This is a genomic window from Thermodesulfovibrio hydrogeniphilus, assembly GCF_054657355.1.
The window spans coordinates 496,246-518,390 of sequence record NZ_BAAHYW010000001.1 but is presented as its reverse complement, the minus strand read 5'-3'; the positions used below and the strand labels follow the sequence as shown (position 1 = coordinate 518,390).

General features: G+C 38.8%; 13 protein-coding genes. 9 read left to right on the top strand and 4 right to left on the bottom strand.

Translation table 11 applies throughout. The annotated features are described in order from the left end of the window. From ACYQ3P_RS02645 to ACYQ3P_RS02625, 5 genes are all read left to right on the top strand, one after another. Complete coding sequence (locus tag ACYQ3P_RS02645; protein WP_460176406.1) at positions 1–1,416, top strand: sigma-54-dependent transcriptional regulator; 1,416 nt, start codon at positions 1–3, stop codon at positions 1,414–1,416. Positions 1,417–1,575: 159 nt separating this feature from the next. After that, positions 1,576–4,653 (top strand): formate dehydrogenase-N subunit alpha, encoded by a 3,078-nt coding sequence (gene fdnG / locus ACYQ3P_RS02640; RefSeq protein ID WP_460176405.1) that lies wholly within the window; start codon positions 1,576–1,578, stop codon positions 4,651–4,653. 10 nt (positions 4,654–4,663) lie between these two features. After that, positions 4,664–5,398, top strand: coding sequence for a 4Fe-4S dicluster domain-containing protein (locus tag ACYQ3P_RS02635; protein ID WP_460176404.1), 735 nt, complete (start codon positions 4,664–4,666; stop codon positions 5,396–5,398). 297 nt (positions 5,399–5,695) lie between these two features. Continuing rightward, positions 5,696–8,758 (top strand): formate dehydrogenase-N subunit alpha, encoded by a 3,063-nt coding sequence (fdnG, locus tag ACYQ3P_RS02630; protein WP_460176403.1) that lies wholly within the window; start codon positions 5,696–5,698, stop codon positions 8,756–8,758. A 10-nt stretch (positions 8,759–8,768) separates the two neighbouring features. Next, entirely contained in the window at positions 8,769–9,518 is a 750-nt protein-coding gene (locus ACYQ3P_RS02625; RefSeq protein ID WP_460176402.1) for a 4Fe-4S dicluster domain-containing protein, read from the top strand. A 342-nt stretch (positions 9,519–9,860) separates the two neighbouring features. Here the strand turns inward: ACYQ3P_RS02625 and ACYQ3P_RS02620 are convergent, their stop codons facing one another. Both ACYQ3P_RS02620 and ACYQ3P_RS02615 read right to left on the bottom strand, forming a co-directional pair. Further along, positions 9,861–11,096: an IS1634 family transposase gene (locus ACYQ3P_RS02620; protein WP_460176401.1), complete on the bottom strand. Its 1,236-nt coding sequence runs from the start codon at positions 11,094–11,096 to the stop codon at positions 9,861–9,863. Next, positions 11,083–11,523, bottom strand: coding sequence for a hypothetical protein (locus ACYQ3P_RS02615; RefSeq protein WP_460176400.1), 441 nt, complete (start codon positions 11,521–11,523; stop codon positions 11,083–11,085). The genes ACYQ3P_RS02620 and ACYQ3P_RS02615 overlap by 14 nt, the downstream gene beginning before the upstream one ends. Before the next feature lie 664 nt (positions 11,524–12,187). Between ACYQ3P_RS02615 and rho the strand changes: the two genes are divergently transcribed. Genes rho through argS form a run of 4 tightly spaced genes read left to right on the top strand, consistent with a single transcriptional unit; the run spans position 12,188 to position 19,437 of the window. Beyond that, a complete protein-coding gene (rho, locus tag ACYQ3P_RS02610) occupies positions 12,188–13,462 on the top strand; it encodes a transcription termination factor Rho (RefSeq protein ID WP_460176399.1) in 1,275 nt (424 codons plus the stop codon). Continuing rightward, positions 13,459–13,857, top strand: a complete 399-nt coding sequence (locus tag ACYQ3P_RS02605; protein ID WP_460176398.1) for a PaaI family thioesterase — start codon at positions 13,459–13,461, stop codon at positions 13,855–13,857. Before rho ends, ACYQ3P_RS02605 begins: the two co-directional genes overlap by 4 nt. Further along, complete coding sequence (gene purL, locus ACYQ3P_RS02600; protein WP_460176397.1) at positions 13,854–17,756, top strand: phosphoribosylformylglycinamidine synthase; 3,903 nt, start codon at positions 13,854–13,856, stop codon at positions 17,754–17,756. Before ACYQ3P_RS02605 ends, purL begins: the two co-directional genes overlap by 4 nt. Positions 17,757–17,790: 34 nt before the next feature. Next, positions 17,791–19,437, top strand: coding sequence for an arginine--tRNA ligase (argS, locus tag ACYQ3P_RS02595; RefSeq protein ID WP_460176396.1), 1,647 nt, complete (start codon positions 17,791–17,793; stop codon positions 19,435–19,437). On the opposite strand, the gene folP is transcribed toward argS, so the two are convergent. After that, positions 19,438–20,280, bottom strand: a complete 843-nt coding sequence (gene folP, locus ACYQ3P_RS02590) for a dihydropteroate synthase (RefSeq protein ID WP_460176395.1) — start codon at positions 20,278–20,280, stop codon at positions 19,438–19,440. After that, complete coding sequence (gene ftsH / locus ACYQ3P_RS02585; protein WP_460176394.1) at positions 20,277–22,088, bottom strand: ATP-dependent zinc metalloprotease FtsH; 1,812 nt, start codon at positions 22,086–22,088, stop codon at positions 20,277–20,279. The genes folP and ftsH overlap by 4 nt, the downstream gene beginning before the upstream one ends. Positions 22,089–22,145: the final 57 nt, after the last annotated feature.

Genomic DNA, 22,145 nt, shown 5'->3' with positions numbered 1-22,145 from the left:
ATGGAAAACTTTAATTATAGTGTAGCAATAGTTGACGATGAGAAAAATTTTTTGTATACTTGTTCTCTTCTTTTAAAACAGGAAGGTATAAATGACATTATATTAATTGAAGACCCCAGAGAACTTCCTTTAATTTTAAATGAAAGGTCTTTTTCAGTTATTATCCTTGACCTGTCTTTACCCCACATTTCAGGGATTGAAATGCTTAAATTTTTAAATTTAGAATATCCCGAAATACCCATAATCATAATAACAGCAACTAAGGAAATAGAGGTTGCTGTAGAATGTATGAGGCTTGGAGCATGTGATTATCTTGTAAAGCCAGTGGAAAAAAATAAATTAATTTATTCCATTAAAAAAACATTAGAGACAAGCCGACTAAAAGAGGAAATTAAAGGATTAAAATACAGATTAATAGAAGACAAGCTTGAGAATGAGGAAGCTTTTTCTGAGTTTATTACTATTAATAAAAAAATGAGGGGAATTTTTAAATACATTGAAGTTATCTCAAAGACTGACCAGCCTATTTTGATTACTGGAGAAACAGGCACAGGTAAAGAGATAGTTGCAAGGGCAATTCACAGGATTAGCAAAAGAAAAGGAGAATTTGTAGCAGTAAATGTTGCAGGACTTGATGATACGATGTTTTCTGATACTCTCTTTGGACATAGAAAAGGAGCATTTACAGGAGCAATATCTAACAGAGAAGGTTTAATTGCTAAAGCCAAAGAAGGCACACTGTTTCTTGATGAAATCGGAGACCTCACTGAGGCATCACAAATCAAGCTTTTAAGGGTACTGGAGGAAAAAGTATATTATCCGCTTGGTTCTGATATTTCAAAGAAAACAGATACTCGCATAATAGTGGCAACAAATCAGGAACTTCAGGAGTTGGTTACCAAAGGAAAATTTAGGAAAGACCTTTTCTTCAGGCTTAAAGCCCATCATATTCATTTACCTCCTTTACGGGAGAGAAAGGATGACATACCTGTCTTGCTTGAGCATTTCATTACAGATGCCGCTTTATCATTAGGTAAAAAACCTCCTAAATATCCAGAGGAGCTGATCATTCTTTTAATGAATTACACTTTCCCTGGAAATGTTAGAGAATTAAAAATGATGATTTATGACGCGGTTGCCCGTTGCAAGTCACCTATTTTGTCCTTAGAAATTTTTAAAGATATGATAGATATTAGCAATTCTGTTGATAGAGAACTAAAGAGTGAAATAGTTAAATTCTACATTCAAATGAGATTCCCAGACAAACTACCGACATTGAAAGAGATGGAAAAAATTTTAATAGAAGAGGCATTAAGAAGAGCAAAGGGAAATCAGGGCATAGCAGCATCATTTCTTGGAATTACCCGGCAAGCCTTAAATTACAGGATTCAAAGATACAAGATACAAAAAAATTAATCTCATTCATAATCCCTTTCAAAAATTTTTACATATAAAAACACTGCAAAAATTTTTGCATACCTTTACATTGAAATTTTCTATATTTTCAATAAATCTATTCTTGGCATAGATTTTGTTTATATAAACTATCGTAAAAGTCTTTAATGGAGGTAGTTTATGGAGCTTACGAGACGAAGTTTTCTGAAGCTTTCAGGTGGTGCTCTCTTTCTCAGCTCCCTTGGTCTTAATTTAGAGCCCGCAAAGGCATATGCGCAGGAGCTGAAAATTAAGGGAGCTAAGGAGACAACTACCATTTGTCCTTACTGCGGCGTTGGTTGCAGTATCGTTGTATCTGTAAAGGAAGGGAAAGTCATTAACACTGAAGGTGATCCAGATTCACCAATCAATGAAGGAGCACTTTGTCCAAAAGGTTCGTCAGTATATCAGATTGTTGGAACAAACAATCCTTATCGTGTAACTGAGCCATTATATCGTCCAGCCGGGGCAACTCAGTGGAAGAAGATTTCATGGGATGAGGCTTTGGACAGAATAGCAAAGCTTGTTAAGAAGACGAGGGACAAATATTTCATCACAAAGAATGCAAAAGGACAAGTTGTAAACAGAGTTGATGCAATTGCCCATGTTGGTTCAGCTGCCCTTGATAATGAGGAATGCTATATGCTTCAGAAATTGATGCGTTCATGGGGACTTGTCTATATTGAACATCAAGCTCGTATATGCCATTCTCCCAGTGTTCCTGCATTGGCAGAGTCGTTTGGTAGAGGAGCAATGACCAATCATTGGATTGATTTTAGAAACTCAGATGTAATTCTTAACATGGGTGGTAACACAGCTGAGAATCATCCTATCTCTATGAAATGGATAATGAAGGCAAAGGAGCAGAGGGGTGCAAAACTTATTGTGGTGGATCCAAGATTTACAAGAACAGCAGCTGTTGCAGACCTTTATGTGCCTATAAGAATCGGAACAGATATTGCATTTCTTGGTGGACTTATCAAATACATAATTGACAATAATCTTTATTTCAAGGATTATGTTATTAATTACACTGATGCTCCTTTTCTCGTTGATCCTAACTTTAAGACAGCTGAAGACCTTGATGGAGTATTTTCAGGATACGATGAAAAGAAGAGAGCCTATGATAAGTCCACATGGAAGTATCAACTTGATGAAAATGGAATTCCAAAGAAAGATTTAACTCTGCAGGATCCAAACTGCGTATTCCAACTTCTAAAAAAGCAATTTCAAAGATATACAATAGACACAGTCTCAAACATTACAGGTGCTCCAAAGGATAAAATTGAAGAGGCTTATAAACTTCTCGGCTCCTGTGGAAAACCCGATAAAGTTTGTACAGTTTCATATGCAATGGGATGGACTCAACATACAGTAGGAACGCAGTACATAAGAACATTCGCAATCGTTCAGCTTTTACTTGGAAATGTTGGTATGGCAGGTGGAGGTATTAATGCGCAAAGAGGAGAGGGTAATGTGCAGTGTTCAACTGACCATGGACTACTTTTCCACATATTAACTGGTTACAATCCAACACCAGTAGCATCAGATGTTGACCTTAAGACATACATTGAAAAATACACACCAAAGACAAAGGATCCAAAAAGTGTTAACTGGTGGCAGAACAGACCAAAATACATAGTTAGCTACCTAAAAGAGCTTTATGGAGATAAGGCAACAAAGGAGAATGATTTCTGCTACAGTTATCTGCCAAAAAGAGATGATGATCAGAACTGTTCATGGCTCATGATTTTTGACCAGATGTATAAGGGAAAGATAAAAGGTTTCTTTGCATGGGGACAGAATCCCGCATGTAGTTCATCAAATGCAACTAAGGTAAGAAAAGCTTTGGCAAAATTAGACTGGCTCGTATGTGTAAATCTTTGGGATATTGAGACCTCATCCTTCTGGCGTGGACCTGGAATGGATCCAAAGAAGATTAAGACAGAAGTATTTTTACTGCCATGTGCATCATTTGTTGAAAAAGAAGGAAGCATAACAAACTCAGGAAGATGGGCACAATGGAGATATAAAGCGGTTGAACCACCCGGAAAATGCATGTCTGATGCCGAGATAATGAACGAGCTTTACTGGAGAGTAAAGAAGCTCTATGAGAAAGAAAAGGGAGCATTCCCAGAGCCAATTATAAATTTAACTTGGAATTATGGAGAGAAGGACAAGAACGGCAAGATCAAACATGTAGATATTCATAAAGTAGCTAAGGCAATAAACGGATACTTTACAGAAGATGTGCCTGAGCATCCAATAGATAAGAAGTCTTACAAGAAGGGACAGCAGGTACCATCCTTTGTATATCTTTTAGCAGATGGAAGGACAGCATGTGGAAACTGGCTGTATTGTGGAAGCTACACAGATGCAGGAAACATGATGGCAAGGAGAGGGAAAGAGGATCCTACAGGGCTTGGACTATATCCGAACTGGGCATGGTGTTGGCCAGTAAACAGAAGAATACTTTACAACAGAGCGAGCTGTGATCCGCAGGGAAATCCATGGGATCCAAAGAGAGCGATATTGAAGTGGGATCCTGTAGCGAAGAAGTGGTTAGGAGATGTGCCTGATGGACCAGCGCCACCACTTGCACTGGAGGGAGGAAAGTTACCATTCATAATGAAACCAACAGGAGTAGGAACAATATTTGGAGCAGGAATGGCAGATGGACCATTCCCAACACATTATGAGCCCCTTGAGTGTCCATTCCCAGAGAATCCGCTCTATAAAAATAAGAATGCAAGATTTAATCCTGCTTCTAAGTTGTTTACAGGAACTGAAGAGGACATTTTTGTTTACTGTGATCAGAGATATCCATACATGGCAACTACCTTCAGAGCTACAGAGCACTGGCAGACTGGAGTTATGACAAGACATACTGACTGGCTAAGAGAACTGCAGCCACAGGTATGGGTGGAAATAGACCCTGTTCTGGCGAAAGAAAAAGGAATTAAGAGCGGAGACAAAGTAATTGTTTCCTCAGCAAGAGGAAAAGTCTGGGCTATTGCCATAGTTACTGAAAGATGGCAACCTTTAAAGGTAATGGGTATGACTATCCATCAAATTGGACTGCCTTGGCATTTCGGATGGAGATTCCCAGAAGATGGCTCAGGCGGTGACAGTGCAAACCTCCTTACACCCACAGTAGGTGACGCAAACACCATGATACCTGAGACAAAGGCATTCATGGTGAACATAGAGAAGGCATAGGAGGCTGAAGATGGCAAGGAAAGGATTATTAATAACACCAGATATATGCGTAGGATGTAGGGCATGTCAGGTAGCATGCAAGCAATGGAATCAGCTACCTGCATCAAAGACAAAGCAGATGGGAACATTTGAGAATCCACCTGATTTGGATGCTAATAACTTTAATAGGATAAGGTTTATAGAGACAAAGGACTCTAAGGGGCAGTTCAAGTGGTTATTTGTAAGCCACAGATGTATGCACTGTGGAGAGCCAGCCTGTGTACAGATATGTCCTGTTGGAGCGTTAATGAAGGATAAGGATACAGGAATAGTGTATTATGACAAGAATAAGTGTATAGCCTGTCATGCCTGTAAGGAAGCTTGTCCGTTTAACATCCCGAGATATGACCAAGGAGGGAAGGGCAAGATAGCGAAGTGTCATCTTTGCATAGACAGGGTAAAGGCAGGACTGACACCAGCATGTGCGAAGACATGTCCGACAGGAGCGATTAAGTATGGAGACAGGGATGCATTGATAAAGGAGGCAAAGGCAAAGGGATACAAGCTGTATGGAGAGACAGACCTTGGAGGATTGGGAGTAGTGTTTGCGTTTAAGGAATCACCGAAGCTATATAAACTTGCAGAGAATCCGAAGATATCAGAGTCTGTTGCATTCTGGGGTTCAGTGTTAAGGACACTTGTTGGAAGAGATGGCTCTACAACTTCTTCCTTCGTAAAATACTTAGCAAAGTCAACGAAGGGATAAAAATAAGGGGGCTGAATGCCCTCTTTAAAGATATTAAAAAATTTTTTACAATTTCTTTGTGTGCAAAATTTTTTGCATCCCCCTTTTTTTGTCGTTTTTACTTAATTCTTTGATTTTTCTCTGTTAATTATTCTGATAGTCTAAGGTATAAATTTTGCTTAATGAATATAATAGATGTGCCGATTAAAATTTCCATACAGCCCCTGAGAAGTTTAATCGGACAAGGGGATAGAGTTGAGACTTGGAGTCTCAAATGTATCCCATTTTTATTAAAAAATACCGAAGAGGAGGTAGTTTATGGATCTTACCAGACGAAGTTTCTTGAAGATCTCTGGTGGTGCCTTGCTTCTTAGCTCATTGGGGCTCAATTTAGAGCCAGCAAAGGCATACGCAGCAGAGCTAAGAACAAAGGGTGCAAAAGAGACAACAACTGTTTGTCCTTACTGTTCAGTCGGATGCAGTATTATTGTATCAGTTAAGGATGGAAAGGTAATCAACACAGAGGGCGATCCTGACAGTCCTATCAACGAAGGAACACTCTGTCCAAAGGGTTCATCCATCTATCAGATGGCTAATAACCCTTACAGAGTGACAGAGCCACTTTATCGTGCACCAGGAGCAACAGAGTGGAAAAAGATAAGCTGGGAAGAGGCAATTAACAAAATTGCTCGTTTGGTTAAAAAAACAAGAGATAAGTACTTTATAACTAAGAATGAGAAAGGGCAGGTGGTAAACAGAGTTGATGCAATTGCTCATATTGGCTCTGCAGCCTTAGACAACGAAGAGTGTTATATTCTTCAGAAACTTCTACGTTCCTGGGGGCTTGTATATATTGAACATCAGGCTCGAATATGACATTCTCCTACAGTAGCGGCTCTGGCAGAGTCGTTCGGTAGAGGAGCAATGACAAACCAATACAATGATCTTAAAAATGCAGATGTAATTCTTGTTATGGGTGGCAACCCAGCCTCTAATCATCCTGTCTCAATGAAATGGATTATGAAGGCAAAGGAGACAAGAGGTGCTAAACTTGTGGTAGTTGATCCAAGATTTACTACAACAGCAGCCAAGGCAGATCTGTATGTTCCGATTCGTTCAGGAACAGACATAGTATTTCTTGGTGGATTAGTAAAGTACATAATCGACAACAACCTCTATTTCAAAGACTATGTAATAAACTACACCGATGCTTCCTATTTAGTTGATCCAAACTTTAAGACCACCGAGGATCTTGATGGAGAGTTTTCAGGATATGATCCCAAAAAGAGAGCCTATGACAAAGCAACCTGGAAATTTCAGCTTGATGAAAATGGAGTTCCAAAGAAGGATCCAACCCTTCAGGACCCAAACTGTGTGTTTCAGCTTCTTAAGAAGCAATATAGAAGATACACCATAGATACAGTCTCAGATATAACAGGTGCACCGAAGGATAAGATTGAAGAGGCTTACAAGATACTTGCCTCAACAGGAAAGCCTGATAAGGTAATGACAGAATGCTATGCAATGGGATGGACCCAGCACACAGTTGGAGCCCAGAACATAAGAACTATGGCAATAATTCAGCTCCTGCTTGGCAATGTTGGAATGGCTGGTGGTGGTGTGAATGCCCTAAGAGGTGAGTCTAATGTCCAGGGTTCCACTGATGCAGGACTTCTTTTCCATATTTTACCAGGATACAATCCAACACCTGTGGCAAGTGATGTGGATCTTAAGACATACATTGAAAAATACACACCAAAGACAAAGGAACCAAAGAGCGTAAACTGGTGGTCAAATAGACCAAAATATATCGTAAGTTATTTAAAGGCTCTTTATGGTGATAAAGCTACAAAGGAAAATGACTTCTGTTACAGCTATCTGCCAAAGAGAGATGACACTCAGAACTGTTCATGGTTGATGTTGTTTGACCAGATGTACAAAGGAAAAATAAAAGGATTTTTTGCCTGGGGACAGAATCCAGCCTGTTCAGGGGCGAACTCAAACAAAACAAGAAAAGCCCTTGCCAATCTTGAATGGCTTGTATGTGTAAATCTCTGGGACAATGAGACAGCTTCTTTCTGGAAAGGACCAGGCATGGATCCGAAGAAGATAAAGACAGAGGTATTCTTCCTGCCCTGTGCAGCCTCAGTAGAAAAAGAAGGAAGCATAACTAATTCAGGAAGAATAGCCCAGTGGAGATACAAGGCTGTAAATCCACCTGGAAAATGCAGGCCTGATGCAGAGATAATAAATGATCTTTACTTTGCGGTAAAGAAGCTTTATGAAAAGGAAAAGGGAGCATTTCCTGAGCCAATACTTAATTTAACATGGGATTACGGAGAGAAGGACAAAAATGGCAAAGTAAAACACATTGATGTTCACAGGGTAGCCAAAGAGATAAATGGATACTTCACACAGGATATTACTGAACATCCTATTGACAAGAAAGCTTACAAAAAAGGACAGCAGGTGCCAAGCTTTGTTCTATTAAGGGACGACGGAAGCACAGCCTGTGGTAACTGGATATACTGTGGCTGTTACACCGATGCAGGCAACATGATGGCAAGAAGAGGAAAGGAAGACCCAACAGGACTGGGACTCTTCCCCAACTGGGCATGGTCATGGCCATTAAACAGAAGAATCATTTATAACCGTGCAAGTGTTGACCCTCAGGGTAATCCATGGGATCCTCAGAGAGCAGTAATAAAATGGGATTCAGCCAATAAAAAATGGGTAGGAGATGTCCCTGACGGACCAGCTCCACCACTTGCTCTTGAAGGTGGAAAACTTCCATTTATCATGAAGCCTCTTGGAGTTGGAGCCATCTTTGGACCTGGCATGGCTGATGGACCTTTCCCTGCCCATTATGAGCCACTTGAGTGTCCATTCCAGGAGAATCCTCTCTACAAGAAGCACAGAATAAATCCTACTGTTAAGATGTTTGATACTCCTGATGATGCTTTTGTTTATTGTGATACAAGATATCCCTATGTAGCAACAACCTATCGTGTAACAGAACACTGGCAGACAGGTGTAATGACCCGTCATACTGACTGGCTCCGGGAGATGCAACCGCAGGTTTTTGTTGAGATAGGGACAGAGCTTGCCAAGGAAAAGGGTATAAAGAGTGGAGACAAAGTGATTGTATCTTCAGCAAGAGGTAAATTATGGGCAATAGCGATAGTTACTGACAGATTCAAACCCTTCAAGATAAAAGGAACAACCATTCATCAGGTAGGATTGCCCTGGCATTTCGGATGGAGATTCCCAGAAGATGGCTCAGGCGGTGACAGTGCCAATATTCTTGTACCATCTATTGGTGATCCAAACACTATGATCCCTGAAAGCAAGGCTTTCATGGTAAACATAGAGAAGGCATAGGAGGCGAAAAATGGCAAGGAAAGGATTATTAATAACTCCTGATTTATGTATAGGATGCAGAGCCTGTCAGGTTGCCTGCAAGCAGTGGAATCAGCTTCCAGCATCACAGACAAAAAACTATGGAACCTATGAAAACCCACCTGATTTAGATGCCAACAACTTTAACAGAATCAAATTCATAGAAGTCTCTGATCCGAAGGGAGTAAAGTGGCTATTTGTAAGCCACAGATGTATGCACTGTGGAGAGCCTGCCTGTGTTCAGATATGTCCTGTGGGAGCCCTGATTAAAGACAAAGACACTGGTGCAGTTTATTACGATAAGAACAAATGCATAGCCTGTCATGCCTGTAAATCCGCTTGTCCCTTTGACATACCAAGATATGATCAGGGTGGAAAGGGCAAGATTGCCAAATGCCACTTCTGCATTGACAGAGTAAAAGCAGGACTTGTGCCAGCCTGTGCAAAAACCTGTCCAACACAGGCAATCAAGTATGGCGACAGAGACGCACTGATTAAAGAAGCTAAAGCAAAGGGATATAAGACAATTTACGGAGAGACAGACCTTGGAGGACTTGGAGTAGTGTTTGCTCTTAAGGAATCACCCAAGCTTTACAAGCTTGCAGAGAATCCAAGAGTTTCCGAGTCTGTCGCATTCTGGGGCTCAGTGCTAAGGACACTTGTTGGAAGAGGTGGCTCTACAACTTCTTCCTTCGTCAAATATCTAGCTCAGAAATCTACTGACAAATCTAAAGTTGGTTAAAAATGAAGAGGGGGGCTTATAAGCTCCCCTTCTTCTTTAACTTTGTTTACATTTAAAATTAAGAGATTCTTAATAGTCATTATGATTGATTCCCATGCTTTTGGCTTACGACAGGTTCTGCGAGGAAGCAATTTCGCCTTTTTCTTCTACACTCAAAGAGAGATCACTTCGGCTTGCTTTGCAAGCCTCGTGATGACGGAGAGGTGTTATTGCGAGGTGTTTTCTTTTATGTCCACCGTCATTGCGAGGGTGCCTGAGCACCCGAAGCAATCTCTAAATTTTCTTAGACCCCACTTCATCAACTTTTGAATAAAAAATTTTAAAATCAATGAGTTATAATTTTTAGATTAGCCTACAAAATTCTCTCGCACTTTCGTAAGTTCTGAAAATCTTATCCCCTACTCCCAATATTCTAAGTATCTTTTTATGTTCCTCCTTAGCTTTGCTCATAATCCTTATTTTCTCCCCCTCTATCTCAAAACCTCCTATCCCTATCTCATAAAATTTGTCCAAACACTTCTTCAGACTGTTTTCTTTGCTCTCCCTTAACCATCCTTTCTCCTTCAACTCATCCATTAGCCTGTTTAACACTGTCTGGGCTACCACACATAAAAATATATGCGTCCTTACTCTCCTGTCTTTATAATGATATATCGGTCTTATCTCTACAAAATCCTTTAACTGCTTGAATGCATCCTCCACTGTCTGTAATTCCTTATACTGCCTCTCTATCTCTTCATCTTCTTCCTTCATTAATGTCGTCTGCAAAATATACTTCCCACACATATCATATGCCTTCTTTATAGCTTCTTGCTTTGCTATTATCTGAAATCTGCCTTCTTCGTATCTGAAATCATAATAATTCTCAGCTCCACTTTTTGTCAGTTTCCTCTGCGCCCTCCTCAGTATTTTCTCCCTGTCTCTTAGCTTTCCTCTTTCTACCATCTGCCTTACTTTTTCCAATGCCTCCCTGCCCCTTTTAAGTATACTTTCCAATGTCTCCCTGTCATGGCTTTCTCTGTATTCAGACCCACATAGTACATATCTGCTCTTTACCCCTTCCTCTTCACTTATATAGATGGTCACTGGCAACTCCTTCTGAAATATATCTAACTGTATACCCTTCTGCACTACCATTTTCTTTGCTTCCCTAAATCTCATCGCTAATATGTAGTTTATCCCCTCTCTCTCAAGATACTCTATATTCTGTAATGTCACCATCCCCCTGTCTCCTATAAATACTGCCTCCTTGATGTCGTATCTCTTCTTTAACTGACTTATTAGTCCCTTTACTGTCTCCTTATCTGATATGTTGCCTTCTATAACATCAAAATGCACTGGAAATTTATTCTCGTTCAAACATAAACACAACAATACTTGCTTTTTATCGGGCTTCCCATCCCTTGAGTATCCATATCTTGCGAGCCCCAGAGGTCCTTGACCCTCAAAGTATACTGAGGTAATATCATAAAGCAACAACTTTGTCCCTTGTGCTCCCGTCTTATAAAAATCATCTAACACATTATCCATCTTCTCATACAACTTGTCCATTGCCCTGTATATCTCATTTACATGCATATCCTCTTCCTTCTAAATCAAACAGTTCCATAAAACCACTTCTTCGTATCCATCCCACTGATGCATACTTACTCCTTGGCTCTATTATCCTGTTAAGCACTACTGCCAAAAGCAAATCTCTTACCTTCTTTGGAAAATGCCTTAACCATCCCAGAAATCCTATCTTCATCATAAATCCTAACAGTAACAGTATATGCCCTACTGAAGTTGCATCCTCAAAAAACTTGTCTTTGTCCACTACAACCTTTTTCTCAGGTGACTTAAGCAGTTGCCTTATTTTGGAAATAAGAGGCTCACCTAAGTGAGTGATATTGGCAATTTTTTCATGCCTAACCTTTTTAGTTTTTTTGTCTCTGTAAGCTTTAGATATTTCGTAGGTTTTGTATTTTTTACCTTTTTTTGTTGACCAAGATTCTTTTACGAACATAGTTACCTCCTTTTTTATTTAGCATACAAAAATTAGACAAAAAAGTCAATATTTAAGGGAATAAATAGGCAAAAATAATGAAATTAGATTAGACTACAAAATTGAATGAAAAAAGATATAACTTATTGAATTATAAAGCTTTTGATATTTTTAAAGGCTGAAAATTGATGAAGTTGGGTTAGAAAGTAAGGCATGAGACGTAAAAGCCAAAGACGAGATTGCTTTGCAGTCCTTCTGACTGCTCATAATCACAGGATGGGTATAAGGAAGAGAGATTGCCACGCCTCATCTTCGGTGAGGCTCGCAATGACGAAAAAGTGTTTTTCGGATACTCGCAATGATGAGAAAATAAACAGCAGTCTCTTGATGACAGATTAACAGGATTAAAAAAAATTGCCTAAAATAAGTACAATTAAATTAAGAGTTAAAACTTGCTGATTTCTTAAGTATTTAGCGATTTTTTATAAAAAAACGGAGTAAGGCATTGACAAAATTGTGCAAATTTTGTAATCTTAAATTAGTCAATGTTTACCCTCCTGAAGGGTTGCTAAGAACATTTTTGGGAAATTGATATATCCAGTTTAATAAAAAGTGAAAAAAATTCCACCAGTAAATATATCAGAAATTATATTTTTTAAAAATCCTATTTTTGAGGTACAATTGTATGGAAAACAACAATAATATGCGCGTTTCTATTTCCGAGCTCAAACAAAAGAAAATCCCTGAACTTCTTGAAATGGCACAGGATTTAAATATTGAAAATCCTACTTCAATGAAAAGGCAGGAGTTGATTTTTGCCATTCTTCAGGCTCAGATTGAAAAAATAGGGACTGTTTATGGTTCAGGAGTTCTTGAAATATTACCAGAAGGCTTTGGCTTTTTAAGAAGCCCAGATTATAGTTATCTGCCAAGTCCCGATGATATTTATGTTTCTCCTTCGCAGATAAGAAAATTTGGTTTAAGGACAGGAGACCTTGTCACAGGGCAGATAAGACCGCCAAAGGAAAATGAAAAATACTTTGCTCTGCTTAAGGTTGAGGCAGTTAATGGAAAGCAGGTTGAAGATATTCTCACAAGGCCTCTTTTTGATAATTTAACTCCCTATTATCCAACTGAAAAGATTAATCTTGAGTATAATCCTTCGGATTATTCTACAAGGGTTATGGATTTATTGACACCTGTTGGTAAAGGTCAGAGAGGACTTATAGTTGCCGCACCAAGAACAGGTAAAACCATGTTGCTTCAGTCAATTGCCAAGGCAATTAAGAAGAATCATCCTGAAATATATCTAATTATTTTGTTAATAGATGAAAGGCCTGAGGAAGTAACAGACTGGAAGCGACAGGTTACAGATGCTGACATAATAAGCTCCACCTTTGATGAGCCAGCCCAGAGACATTGTCAGGTATCGGAGATGGTCATTGAGAGGGCAAAAAGACTTGTTGAAGAAAAGATTGATGTGGTTATATTGCTTGATAGTCTCACAAGGCTCGCCAGGGCTTATAATGCCATTACTCCTGCATCAGGAAAGGTGCTTTCAGGTGGACTTGAGGCAACTGCATTGCAAAAGCCAAAGAGATTTTTTGGCACCGCAAGGAATATTGAAGAGGGAGGCTCCCTTACGATCATAGCTACAGCTCTTGTGGAGACAGGTAGCAGAATGGATGATGTAATCTTTGAGGAATTTAAGGGAACTGGAAACATGGAAGTCCATCTTGACAGAAAACTTGCGGATAAGAGAATTTTCCCAAGCATTGACATTGCCGCATCTGGTACGAGAAAAGAAGAACTTCTTGTGCCACCTGATGTGTTAAATAAAGTGTGGATACTCAGAAAAGTATTAAGCACCCTTAGCCCAATTGAAGCTATGGAGTTTTTGCTCAGCAAACTTAAAGGAACAAAGTCAAACAAAGACTTCCTTGAGATGATGAACAAATGATGAAAACTGAGGATTACTGTTTTGTCTGTGGCAAGCTTAATCCAAAGGGATTAAAGGCAGTCTTTCAGTATGGCAATGGAAAAGCCTCAGCAGAGCTTGTTCTTTCAAAAGAGTATCAGGGCTGGAGCGGAATTATTCATGGTGGAATAATCTCTGCTTTACTTGATGAAGCCTGTGTTTATGCAGGAAATTCATTGGGATACAATACAGTCACTGCTGAGTTAAAAATAAGATTTAAAAGACCCCTTGCACCTGAAGAAAAAATTGTTGTTGAAGCCAATGCAAATCATGTAAAATCAAAATTAATTGAAGCCTTTGCAATTTTAAAAAACTCTGAGGGCAATATAATTGCTGAGGCAGAAGGAAAATTGATAATAAAGGAAAAAAGAGCGTGATTTTCAGATTTTATAAAAAAGGTGCTTTATCCGAATACAAGAATAAGGAACTCCTTGAAAGGGTTAAAAGCTCTGTATCAAATAAAATTCAAGAAATAGAAACTGAAATTTGTTATAACATTCTTACTGAAGAACCTTTTACAGAGCATGAGATAAAAATTCTTAAATGGCTTTTTACTGAAAGTTTTGAGACCGAAAACTTTTCCTCAGAAACTTTCCTTAAGCCAGACAACGGGATTATATTTGAAGTAGGTCCTCGTCTTAACTTTTCAACAGCTTGGTCAACATGTGCTGTTTCAATATGCCAAAATATCGGACTGAAAAAAGTCAAACGCATTGAGCGTTCTCGTAGATATAAAATAATACCAAAAATTGAAGATTTCAAAGCTAATGCCTTTTTAGAGCTCGTTCACGACAGAATGACAGAGTGTCCATATCCTGAACCTTTAAAAGATTTTTCTCACGGAATAACTCCAAAGCCTTTAAGAATTGTGCCCGTTCTTGAAGAAGGAAGGACTGCCCTTGAAAGAATAAATCAAGAGCTTGGGCTTGGATGGGATGACTGGGATATAGATTTTTATCTTGAGCTTTTCAGGGAAAAATTTAAAAGAAATCCAACGGATGTAGAATGCTTTGACCTTGCCCAATCAAACAGCGAGCACTCTCGTCATTGGTTTTTCAGAGGTATCTTAACAATAGATGGAAAGCCTGCTCAAAAAACTCTTTTTGATATTGTAAAAGAGCCTTTGAGGAGAAATCCCAGAAATTCAGTCATTGCTTTCAAAGACAACTCAAGTGCAATTTATGGAGCAAAAATCTCATATTTAAAACCTGAAAAACCCGGACTGCCTTGCAGATTCAAAATAGAAAAAGGGCTTTATCATCCAATATTTACAGCTGAAACTCACAATTTTCCAACAGGAGTTGCGCCATTTCCGGGAGCAGAGACAGGCACAGGCGGAAGAATAAGAGATGTTCACGCTACTGGAAAAGGCGCGATCCCAATAGCAGGAACAGCTGCATACTGCGTTGGAAATCTTCATATCCCTGCCTATGAACTTCCATGGGAGGATAAAACATTCAAATATCCTCGTAATCTTGCCACTCCTCTTCAGATTGAGATAGAGGCAAGCAATGGAGCATCGGATTATGGAAACAAATTTGGTGAGCCTGTAATTTTAGGATTTACCCGTTCCTTTGGCATGAGACTCTCCGATGGAGAGAGAATTGAGTGGATAAAGCCAATAATGTTTACTGGTGGAGTTGGCGAAATCCTTGATGCGCATACAGAAAAGGATGAGCCAGAAAAAGGCATGTATGTTGTTAAAATTGGTGGACCTGCCTACAGAATTGGAATTGGAGGAGGCTCAGCCTCTTCTGTTATTTCTGGAGAACTTGCTGAAGAGCTTGATTTCAATGCTGTTCAACGTGGTGATGCAGAGATGGAAAATAAGCTTAACAGGGTTGTGCGGGCATGTGTTGAGCTTGGAAAGAAAAATCCAATTGTAAGCATCCATGACCAAGGTGCAGGTGGAAATTGCAATGTTGTTAAGGAACTCGTTTATCCAGAAGGAGCAAGGATTGATATAAGAAAAGTTATTCTTGGAGATGAAACTCTCTCTGTGCTTGAAATATGGGGCGCTGAGTATCAGGAAAATGATGCCCTCTTGATAAAAAAACAGCATGCAAAAATTTTTGCATCCCTCTGTGAGCGTGAGAGACTTCCATGGTCAGTAATCGGAGAGATAACTGGTGATGGAAGATTGATTGTTTATGATAGCAAAGAAGAGCAGATTGTTGTTGATTATCATTTAAAGGATGTTCTTGGAGAGATACCTAAAAAGGAGTTTAAGCTTCAAACAATTGAAAGGAAACTTGAACCTCTTAGAATTGACACAACAATAAATGAGGCTTTAAATAGAGTTTTAAGACTTCTTTCAGTTGGTTCAAAACGTTTTCTTACAAATAAAGTTGACCGTTCAGTAACAGGTCTTATTGTAAGACAGCAGTGTTGCGGAGCAGTTCAGCTTACTGTTTCAGATGTTTGTGTTGTTGCACAGAGTTATTTTGATAAAACTGGAATTGCCCATGCAATAGGTGAGCAACCTATTAAAGGATTAATTAATCCAGAGGCTATGGCAAGGCTTTCTGTTGCTGAGGCTCTTACAAACATAGTCTGGGCAAGGATAACAGATATTGAAGACATAAAATGTTCTGCCAACTGGATGTGGGCTGCAAAGCTTCCAGGCGAAGGTGTTAGACTTTACAGGGCTGCTCAAGCAATGTCTGATTTAATGATTAAGCTTGGAATTGCAATTGATGGAGGAAAAGACTCCCTTTCAATGGCTGCAAAAGTGGTAGATAGAGACTCTGTGGAGATTGTAAAGTCACCGGGAACGCTTGTCATTTCAGCCTATGCTCCATGCCCTGATATTACTAAAGTAATCACACCTGATATAAAAAAGCCCGGTGAGTCTGTAATTATACATATTGATTTGTCAAAAGGAAAAAGAAGACTTGGTGGTACTGCACTTGCTCAGTGTTTTGGTAAGCTTGGCAGTGATTGTCCAGATATGGAGGAGCCAGAGCTTCTAAAGAAAACTTTCAGGATTGTGCAGTCTCTTATTGATAAAAATTTGATTCTTTCAGGACACGATGTCTCAGATGGAGGAGTGATTACTGCACTACTTGAAATGGCTTTTTCAGGAGTTTGTGGACTTCTTATCAAAAAGAGAGATTCCAACTATTCCGAAATTGAAGAACTTTTCTCTGAAGAGCCCGGCCTTTTAATTGAGATTGACAGCAAAAAATTGAAAAAGGTTGCAACCATTCTTTCAGAAAATGAAATACCCTTTTATGAAGTTGCTCATACTTTAAAAGATGATAAAGTCATTATCCTAAGTAAAGGCAATATTGTCTTTGAAGAAGATATGTTTAAACTAAGGGATTTGTGGGAGGAGACAAGTTACAGGCTTGACAGACTTCAAGCAAATCCTGAATGCGTCGATGAGGAAAAGAAAGTAATTTATTCAAGGTTAGGTCCAAAATATCATTTAACATTTACTCCTGAGAAAACTCCCTCAGTAATACTAAAAAGAAATTCAAAACCTCGTGTTGCAATTATTCGGGAGGAAGGAAGTAATGGCGACAGAGAAATGGCTGCAGCATTTTATCTTGCAGGATTTGAGCCTTGGGATGTCTGCATGCAGGATTTAATTGATGAAAAAATAACTCTCAAGGAGTTTAAAGGAGTGGCTTTTGTTGGAGGATTTAGTTATGCAGACGTTCTTGGTTCTGCAAAGGGATGGGCTGCAAATATAAAATTCTCGCATTTGAAAAATGAGTTTGAAGATTTTTATCTGAGAAAAGACACCTTTAGTCTTGGAGTTTGCAATGGTTGTCAGCTTATGGCACTTCTTGGATGGGTTCCTTGGTATGGAATTGAAGATGAAAGACAACCTCGCCTTCTTTGGAATAAATCTGGAAGATTTGAATCCCGTTGGGCAACTGTAAAGATTCTTCCTTCGCCATCAATCATGCTTAAAGGAATGGAAGGCTCAGTATTAGGTATATGGATTGCTCATGGAGAGGGAAGATTTTTCTTCCCTGATGAGAAAATTATGAAAAAAGTTATTCAAAAAGAACTTGCTCCAATGCGTTATGTAGATGATGATGGAAACATTACAGAGACTTATCCTTTTAATCCAAATGGCTCACCTATTGGTATTACTGCTCTTTGCACAGAGGATGGAAGACATCTCGCAATGATGCCTCATCCAGAGAGATGTTTTCAGCTTTGGCAACTGCCTTGGACTCCAGAGAATTGGAAAAAACTGAAAGCCTCTCCTTGGCTTAAATTATTTCAAAATGCCCGTCAGTGGTGCGACAGTTTAGTTTGACTTTAATTCTTTTCATAAGCTATATTTAAATTCTATGCACAAAATTGTAAAAGAAAAAATTTCAAAGGCACTAAAAAAACTTGGCTATCCAGAGGTTTCAGAGATTGAGGTTGAGGTACCAAAGAATGAAGCCTTTGGAGACCTTAGCTCTCCTATTGCAATGGAGCTTGCAAAGATTCTTAAAAAGCCTCCAAGAGAAATAGCAAATGATATAGTTAGTGCTATTGAAAAGAACGAGTTTGAGGATTTATCAGTTGCAGGAGCAGGTTTTATAAATTTTAGATTTAAAAAAGATTTTCTTTTTAAAGCCCTCAAAGAGCTTTTTCAAAAGGGTGAAAAATTTTTCGTCCATGATATAGGAAAGGGCAGAAAAATTCAAATTGAATATGTAAGTGCAAATCCTACAGGACCACTTCATCTTGGGCATGGAAGAGGTGCTGCTATTGGTTCAGCCCTTGCAAACATACTTAAAGAAGCAGGCTATAATGTTTGGACAGAATATTACATAAACGATGCAGGAAGACAGGTTGAACTTTTGGGGTTAAGTGTTTATATTGCCTATCAAAGGCTTTTTGGCAAAGAAATTGAGCTGACTGAGTATTGTTACAAAGGAGACTATATAAATGAGCTTGCTCAGGAGATAAAAGAGAGGTTTGGAGATTCTTTCAAGGACAAGGAATTTGATGAGGTTGGAGATGTAATAACGGAGTATTCATATCAAAGAATGCTTCAGGAAATAAGAAAAGACCTTGAAGATTTCGCAGTTGCCTTTGATAAATGGGTAAGTGAGAAAAAGCTTTATCATACAGGTGAAGTCCAAAGAGCTATTCTTACTCTTAAAGCAAAGGGCTATATTTACGAAAAAGACGGAGCTTTATGGTTTCGCTCTACAGCCTTTGGAGATGATAAAGACAGAGTTGTTGTAAAAAGCGATGGCACATTCACATATTTTGCCTCTGATATTGCATATCATAAAAACAAAATTGAAAGAGGCTTTGATGAACTCATAAATATTTGGGGAGCTGACCATCATGGATATATATCAAGGGTAAAGGCTGCAGCAGAGGCTTTAGGACTTGAGCCTTCAAAAATTCAAATTCTTCTTGTGCAGATGGTAAATCTTCTTAAAGAGGGGAAGCCTTTCCAGATGTCAAAAAGAGCAGGCACTTTTGTAACGCTCAGGGAGCTGATGGATGAGATAGGAGTAGATACAACAAGATTTATATTTCTTACCCGCAGGCATGACAGCCATCTTGAGTTTGATGTAGAGGTAGCCAAAAAACAGTCGCAGGAAAACCCTGTTTTTTATGTTCAGTACGCCCATGCAAGGATAAACAGCATTTTTGAAAAAGCTGGTATTAATGGAAATAGTGAGCGGTGGATAGTGGATAGTGAAAAAATTAAAACAGAACTTTTCAATGAAGATGAGATAAGGCTTATTAAGAAAGTTCTTCTTTATCCGATGATTTTTGAGCTTTCTGTACAATTCAGAGAGCCTCACAGAATAACATTCTATCTTCAAGAGCTTGCTTCAATGTTCCACAGTTATTATCACAAACACAGAGTTATATCAGAAGATGAAGATTTAAGCCAAATGAGGCTTTGTATTTGTTGGGCTGTTATGCTTGTATTAAAGCATGGATTGAGAATGCTTGGAGTTAAAGCTCCGGAAAAAATGTAATCAGCACCTTCCAAATTTTATAGCATCTGCCATTTTTACAATTTTAACCATATAAGCAACATCATGCACTCTTATAATGTTTGCGCCATTAAAAACAGATATTGCTACTGCAGATGCTGTTCCTTCAAGGCGATTTTCAGGTGAAGGTTCATCTAAAACTTTTCCTATAAAGCTTTTTCTTGATGGACCAATCAGAATAGGTTTTTCAAGAAGAGTGAAATCCTTAAGATTTTTAATAATCTCAAGATTGTGTTCAGGAGTTTTTCCAAAGCCTATTCCGGGGTCAATTATGATTTTGTTTTCATCTAAGCCTGAATTTTTGGCAATAATAATTGACTCCCTCAGGTATTCTATTATTTCAGGAATAAGGGCGACATAATGGGGATTTTTTTGCATATCCTTTGGTGCTCCTTTTATGTGCATGATTACAACAGGAACATCATATTTTGCAGCAATACGAGCCATATCAGGGTCAAATCTTAGACCGCTTATATCATTGATAATTGTAGCTCCAGCCTTTATTGCCTCTTCTGCAACTTGTGCCTTGTATGTGTCAATTGATATAGGAATATTAACTTTTTTTGAAAGTTTTTCAATAACTGGAAGAACCCTTTTTAATTCCTCATCAACACTTACAGGCTCTGAGCCCGGTCTTGTGGATTCTCCGCCAATATCAAGAATATCAGCTCCTTCTTCTGCGAGCCTAATTCCTCTCTCAACAGCCTGTTCAACATTGAAATATCTGCCGCCGTCAAAGAAGGAGTCTGGGGTAACATTGACGATGCCCATTATGTAGGTTTTTTTGAGAAAGTCAAACTCAAAATCGTGAAATTTGAGCTTCATGCAGCCTTTTTGATTTCAGATACGATTTTTTCTATTTCATCAGCTTCAAGAGTTTCTCTCTCAAGAAGTGCATTGGCAATAGCATCCAGTAGTTCTCTGTTTTCCTCAAGTAATTTTTTAGTCTCATCGTATGCTTCAGTAACTATTCTTTTGGTTTCTTCGTCAATCTCTTCAGCTGTTTTATCTGAGTAATCTCTGTGTTTTGCAATCTCTCGTCCTAAAAATACATGTTCCTCTCGTTTCCCAAATGTAAGGGGTCCCATTCTTTCGCTCATTCCCCAATCAGTAACCATTTTTCTTGAAAGCTCTGTAGCTCTCTCAAGATCATTTCCTGCTCCGGTGGTCATTGTTCCTAAAGCAATCTCCTCTGCTGCCCTTCCACCAAGAAGCACTTTTATTGTGCCATAAAGGTATTCCTTTGAATAAGTGTATCTATCATCAAGAGGAAGCTGCTGTGTAACACCAAGTGCCCTACCTCTTGGAATAATGCTTACTTTATGAATAGGGTCTGTATGGGGAGTAAGCTTTGCAACCAATGCATGCCCTGCTTCATGATAAGCAGTAATTCTTCTTTCCTCTTCGCTTAAAACCATGCTTTTTCGTTCAATGCCCATTAATACTTTATCCTTTGCTGCTTCAAAGTCGCTCATGCTTACAAATTCTTTATTTTGTCTTGCTGCAATTAATGCAGATTCATTAACCAAATTGGCTAAGTCTGCTCCGGAAAAACCGGGAGTTCCTCTTGCAATTTTTTCAAGGTCAACATCAGGAGATAGAGGAATTTTTTTAGTGTGGACTTTAAGTATTTCAAGTCTTCCTTTCACATCTGGTAAAGGAACCACTATCTGTCGGTCAAATCTACCGGGTCTCAGAAGAGCAGGATCAAGCACATCAGGTCTGTTTGTAGCTGCAAGAACTATTATTCCTTCATTGCTTTCAAATCCATCCATCTCAACAAGTAGCTGGTTCAGTGTCTGCTCTCTTTCATCATGTCCACCACCAAGTCCAGCACCACGCTGTCTGCCTACAGCATCTATCTCATCTATAAAAACTATGCATGGTGCGTTTTTCTTAGCTTGATCAAATAGGTCCCTTACCCTGCTTGCACCAACACCAACAAACATTTCAACAAAATCAGAGCCCGATATTGAAAAGAACGGAACTCCTGCCTCACCAGCTATTGCTTTTGCAAGCAGTGTTTTTCCTGTGCCGGGTGGACCAACGAGAAGAATTCCTTTCGGAATTTTAGCTCCCAGCTTTATGTATTTTTGAGGATTTGTAAGAAAATCAACAACTTCTTTTACCTCTTCCTTTACCTCATCTATACCAGCCACATCAGAGAATGTAACTTTAATGCCCTTGTTAGAAATCATTTTAGCCTTTGCTTTACCAAAGGACATTGCACGAGAACTTCCTGCTTGCATTTGTTTCATGAACATGATCCACAAAAAGACAAGAAAAATTACAGGTCCCCACGAGATGAGAAAATTTACATACCATGGTGTCTGTTCCGGTGGTTTTACTGATATTTTGACTCCCTGTGAAGTGAGATCTTTTATTAAGTCAGGATAGTTTAAATAATAAGTTTTAAATAGCCCTCCGTCCTTGAACTTGCCTGTAATTGAACTATCCTTTATTTGAACCTCTTCAACCTGTCCACTTTGCAATTTAAGAAGAAACTCTGAAAAAATTATTTCCTTTTCGTTTTTAGGAGACACGCTAAAGAGATTAAAAAGAGCAATGATACTTACACCAATAATCAACCATATTAATAATGTTTTTAACGAACCCTTTTGCTGACCATTCATAAGTTAATTGTAACTTAAAAGTAAAAAAAAAGTAAAAATTCTATTGACAAACTGAAC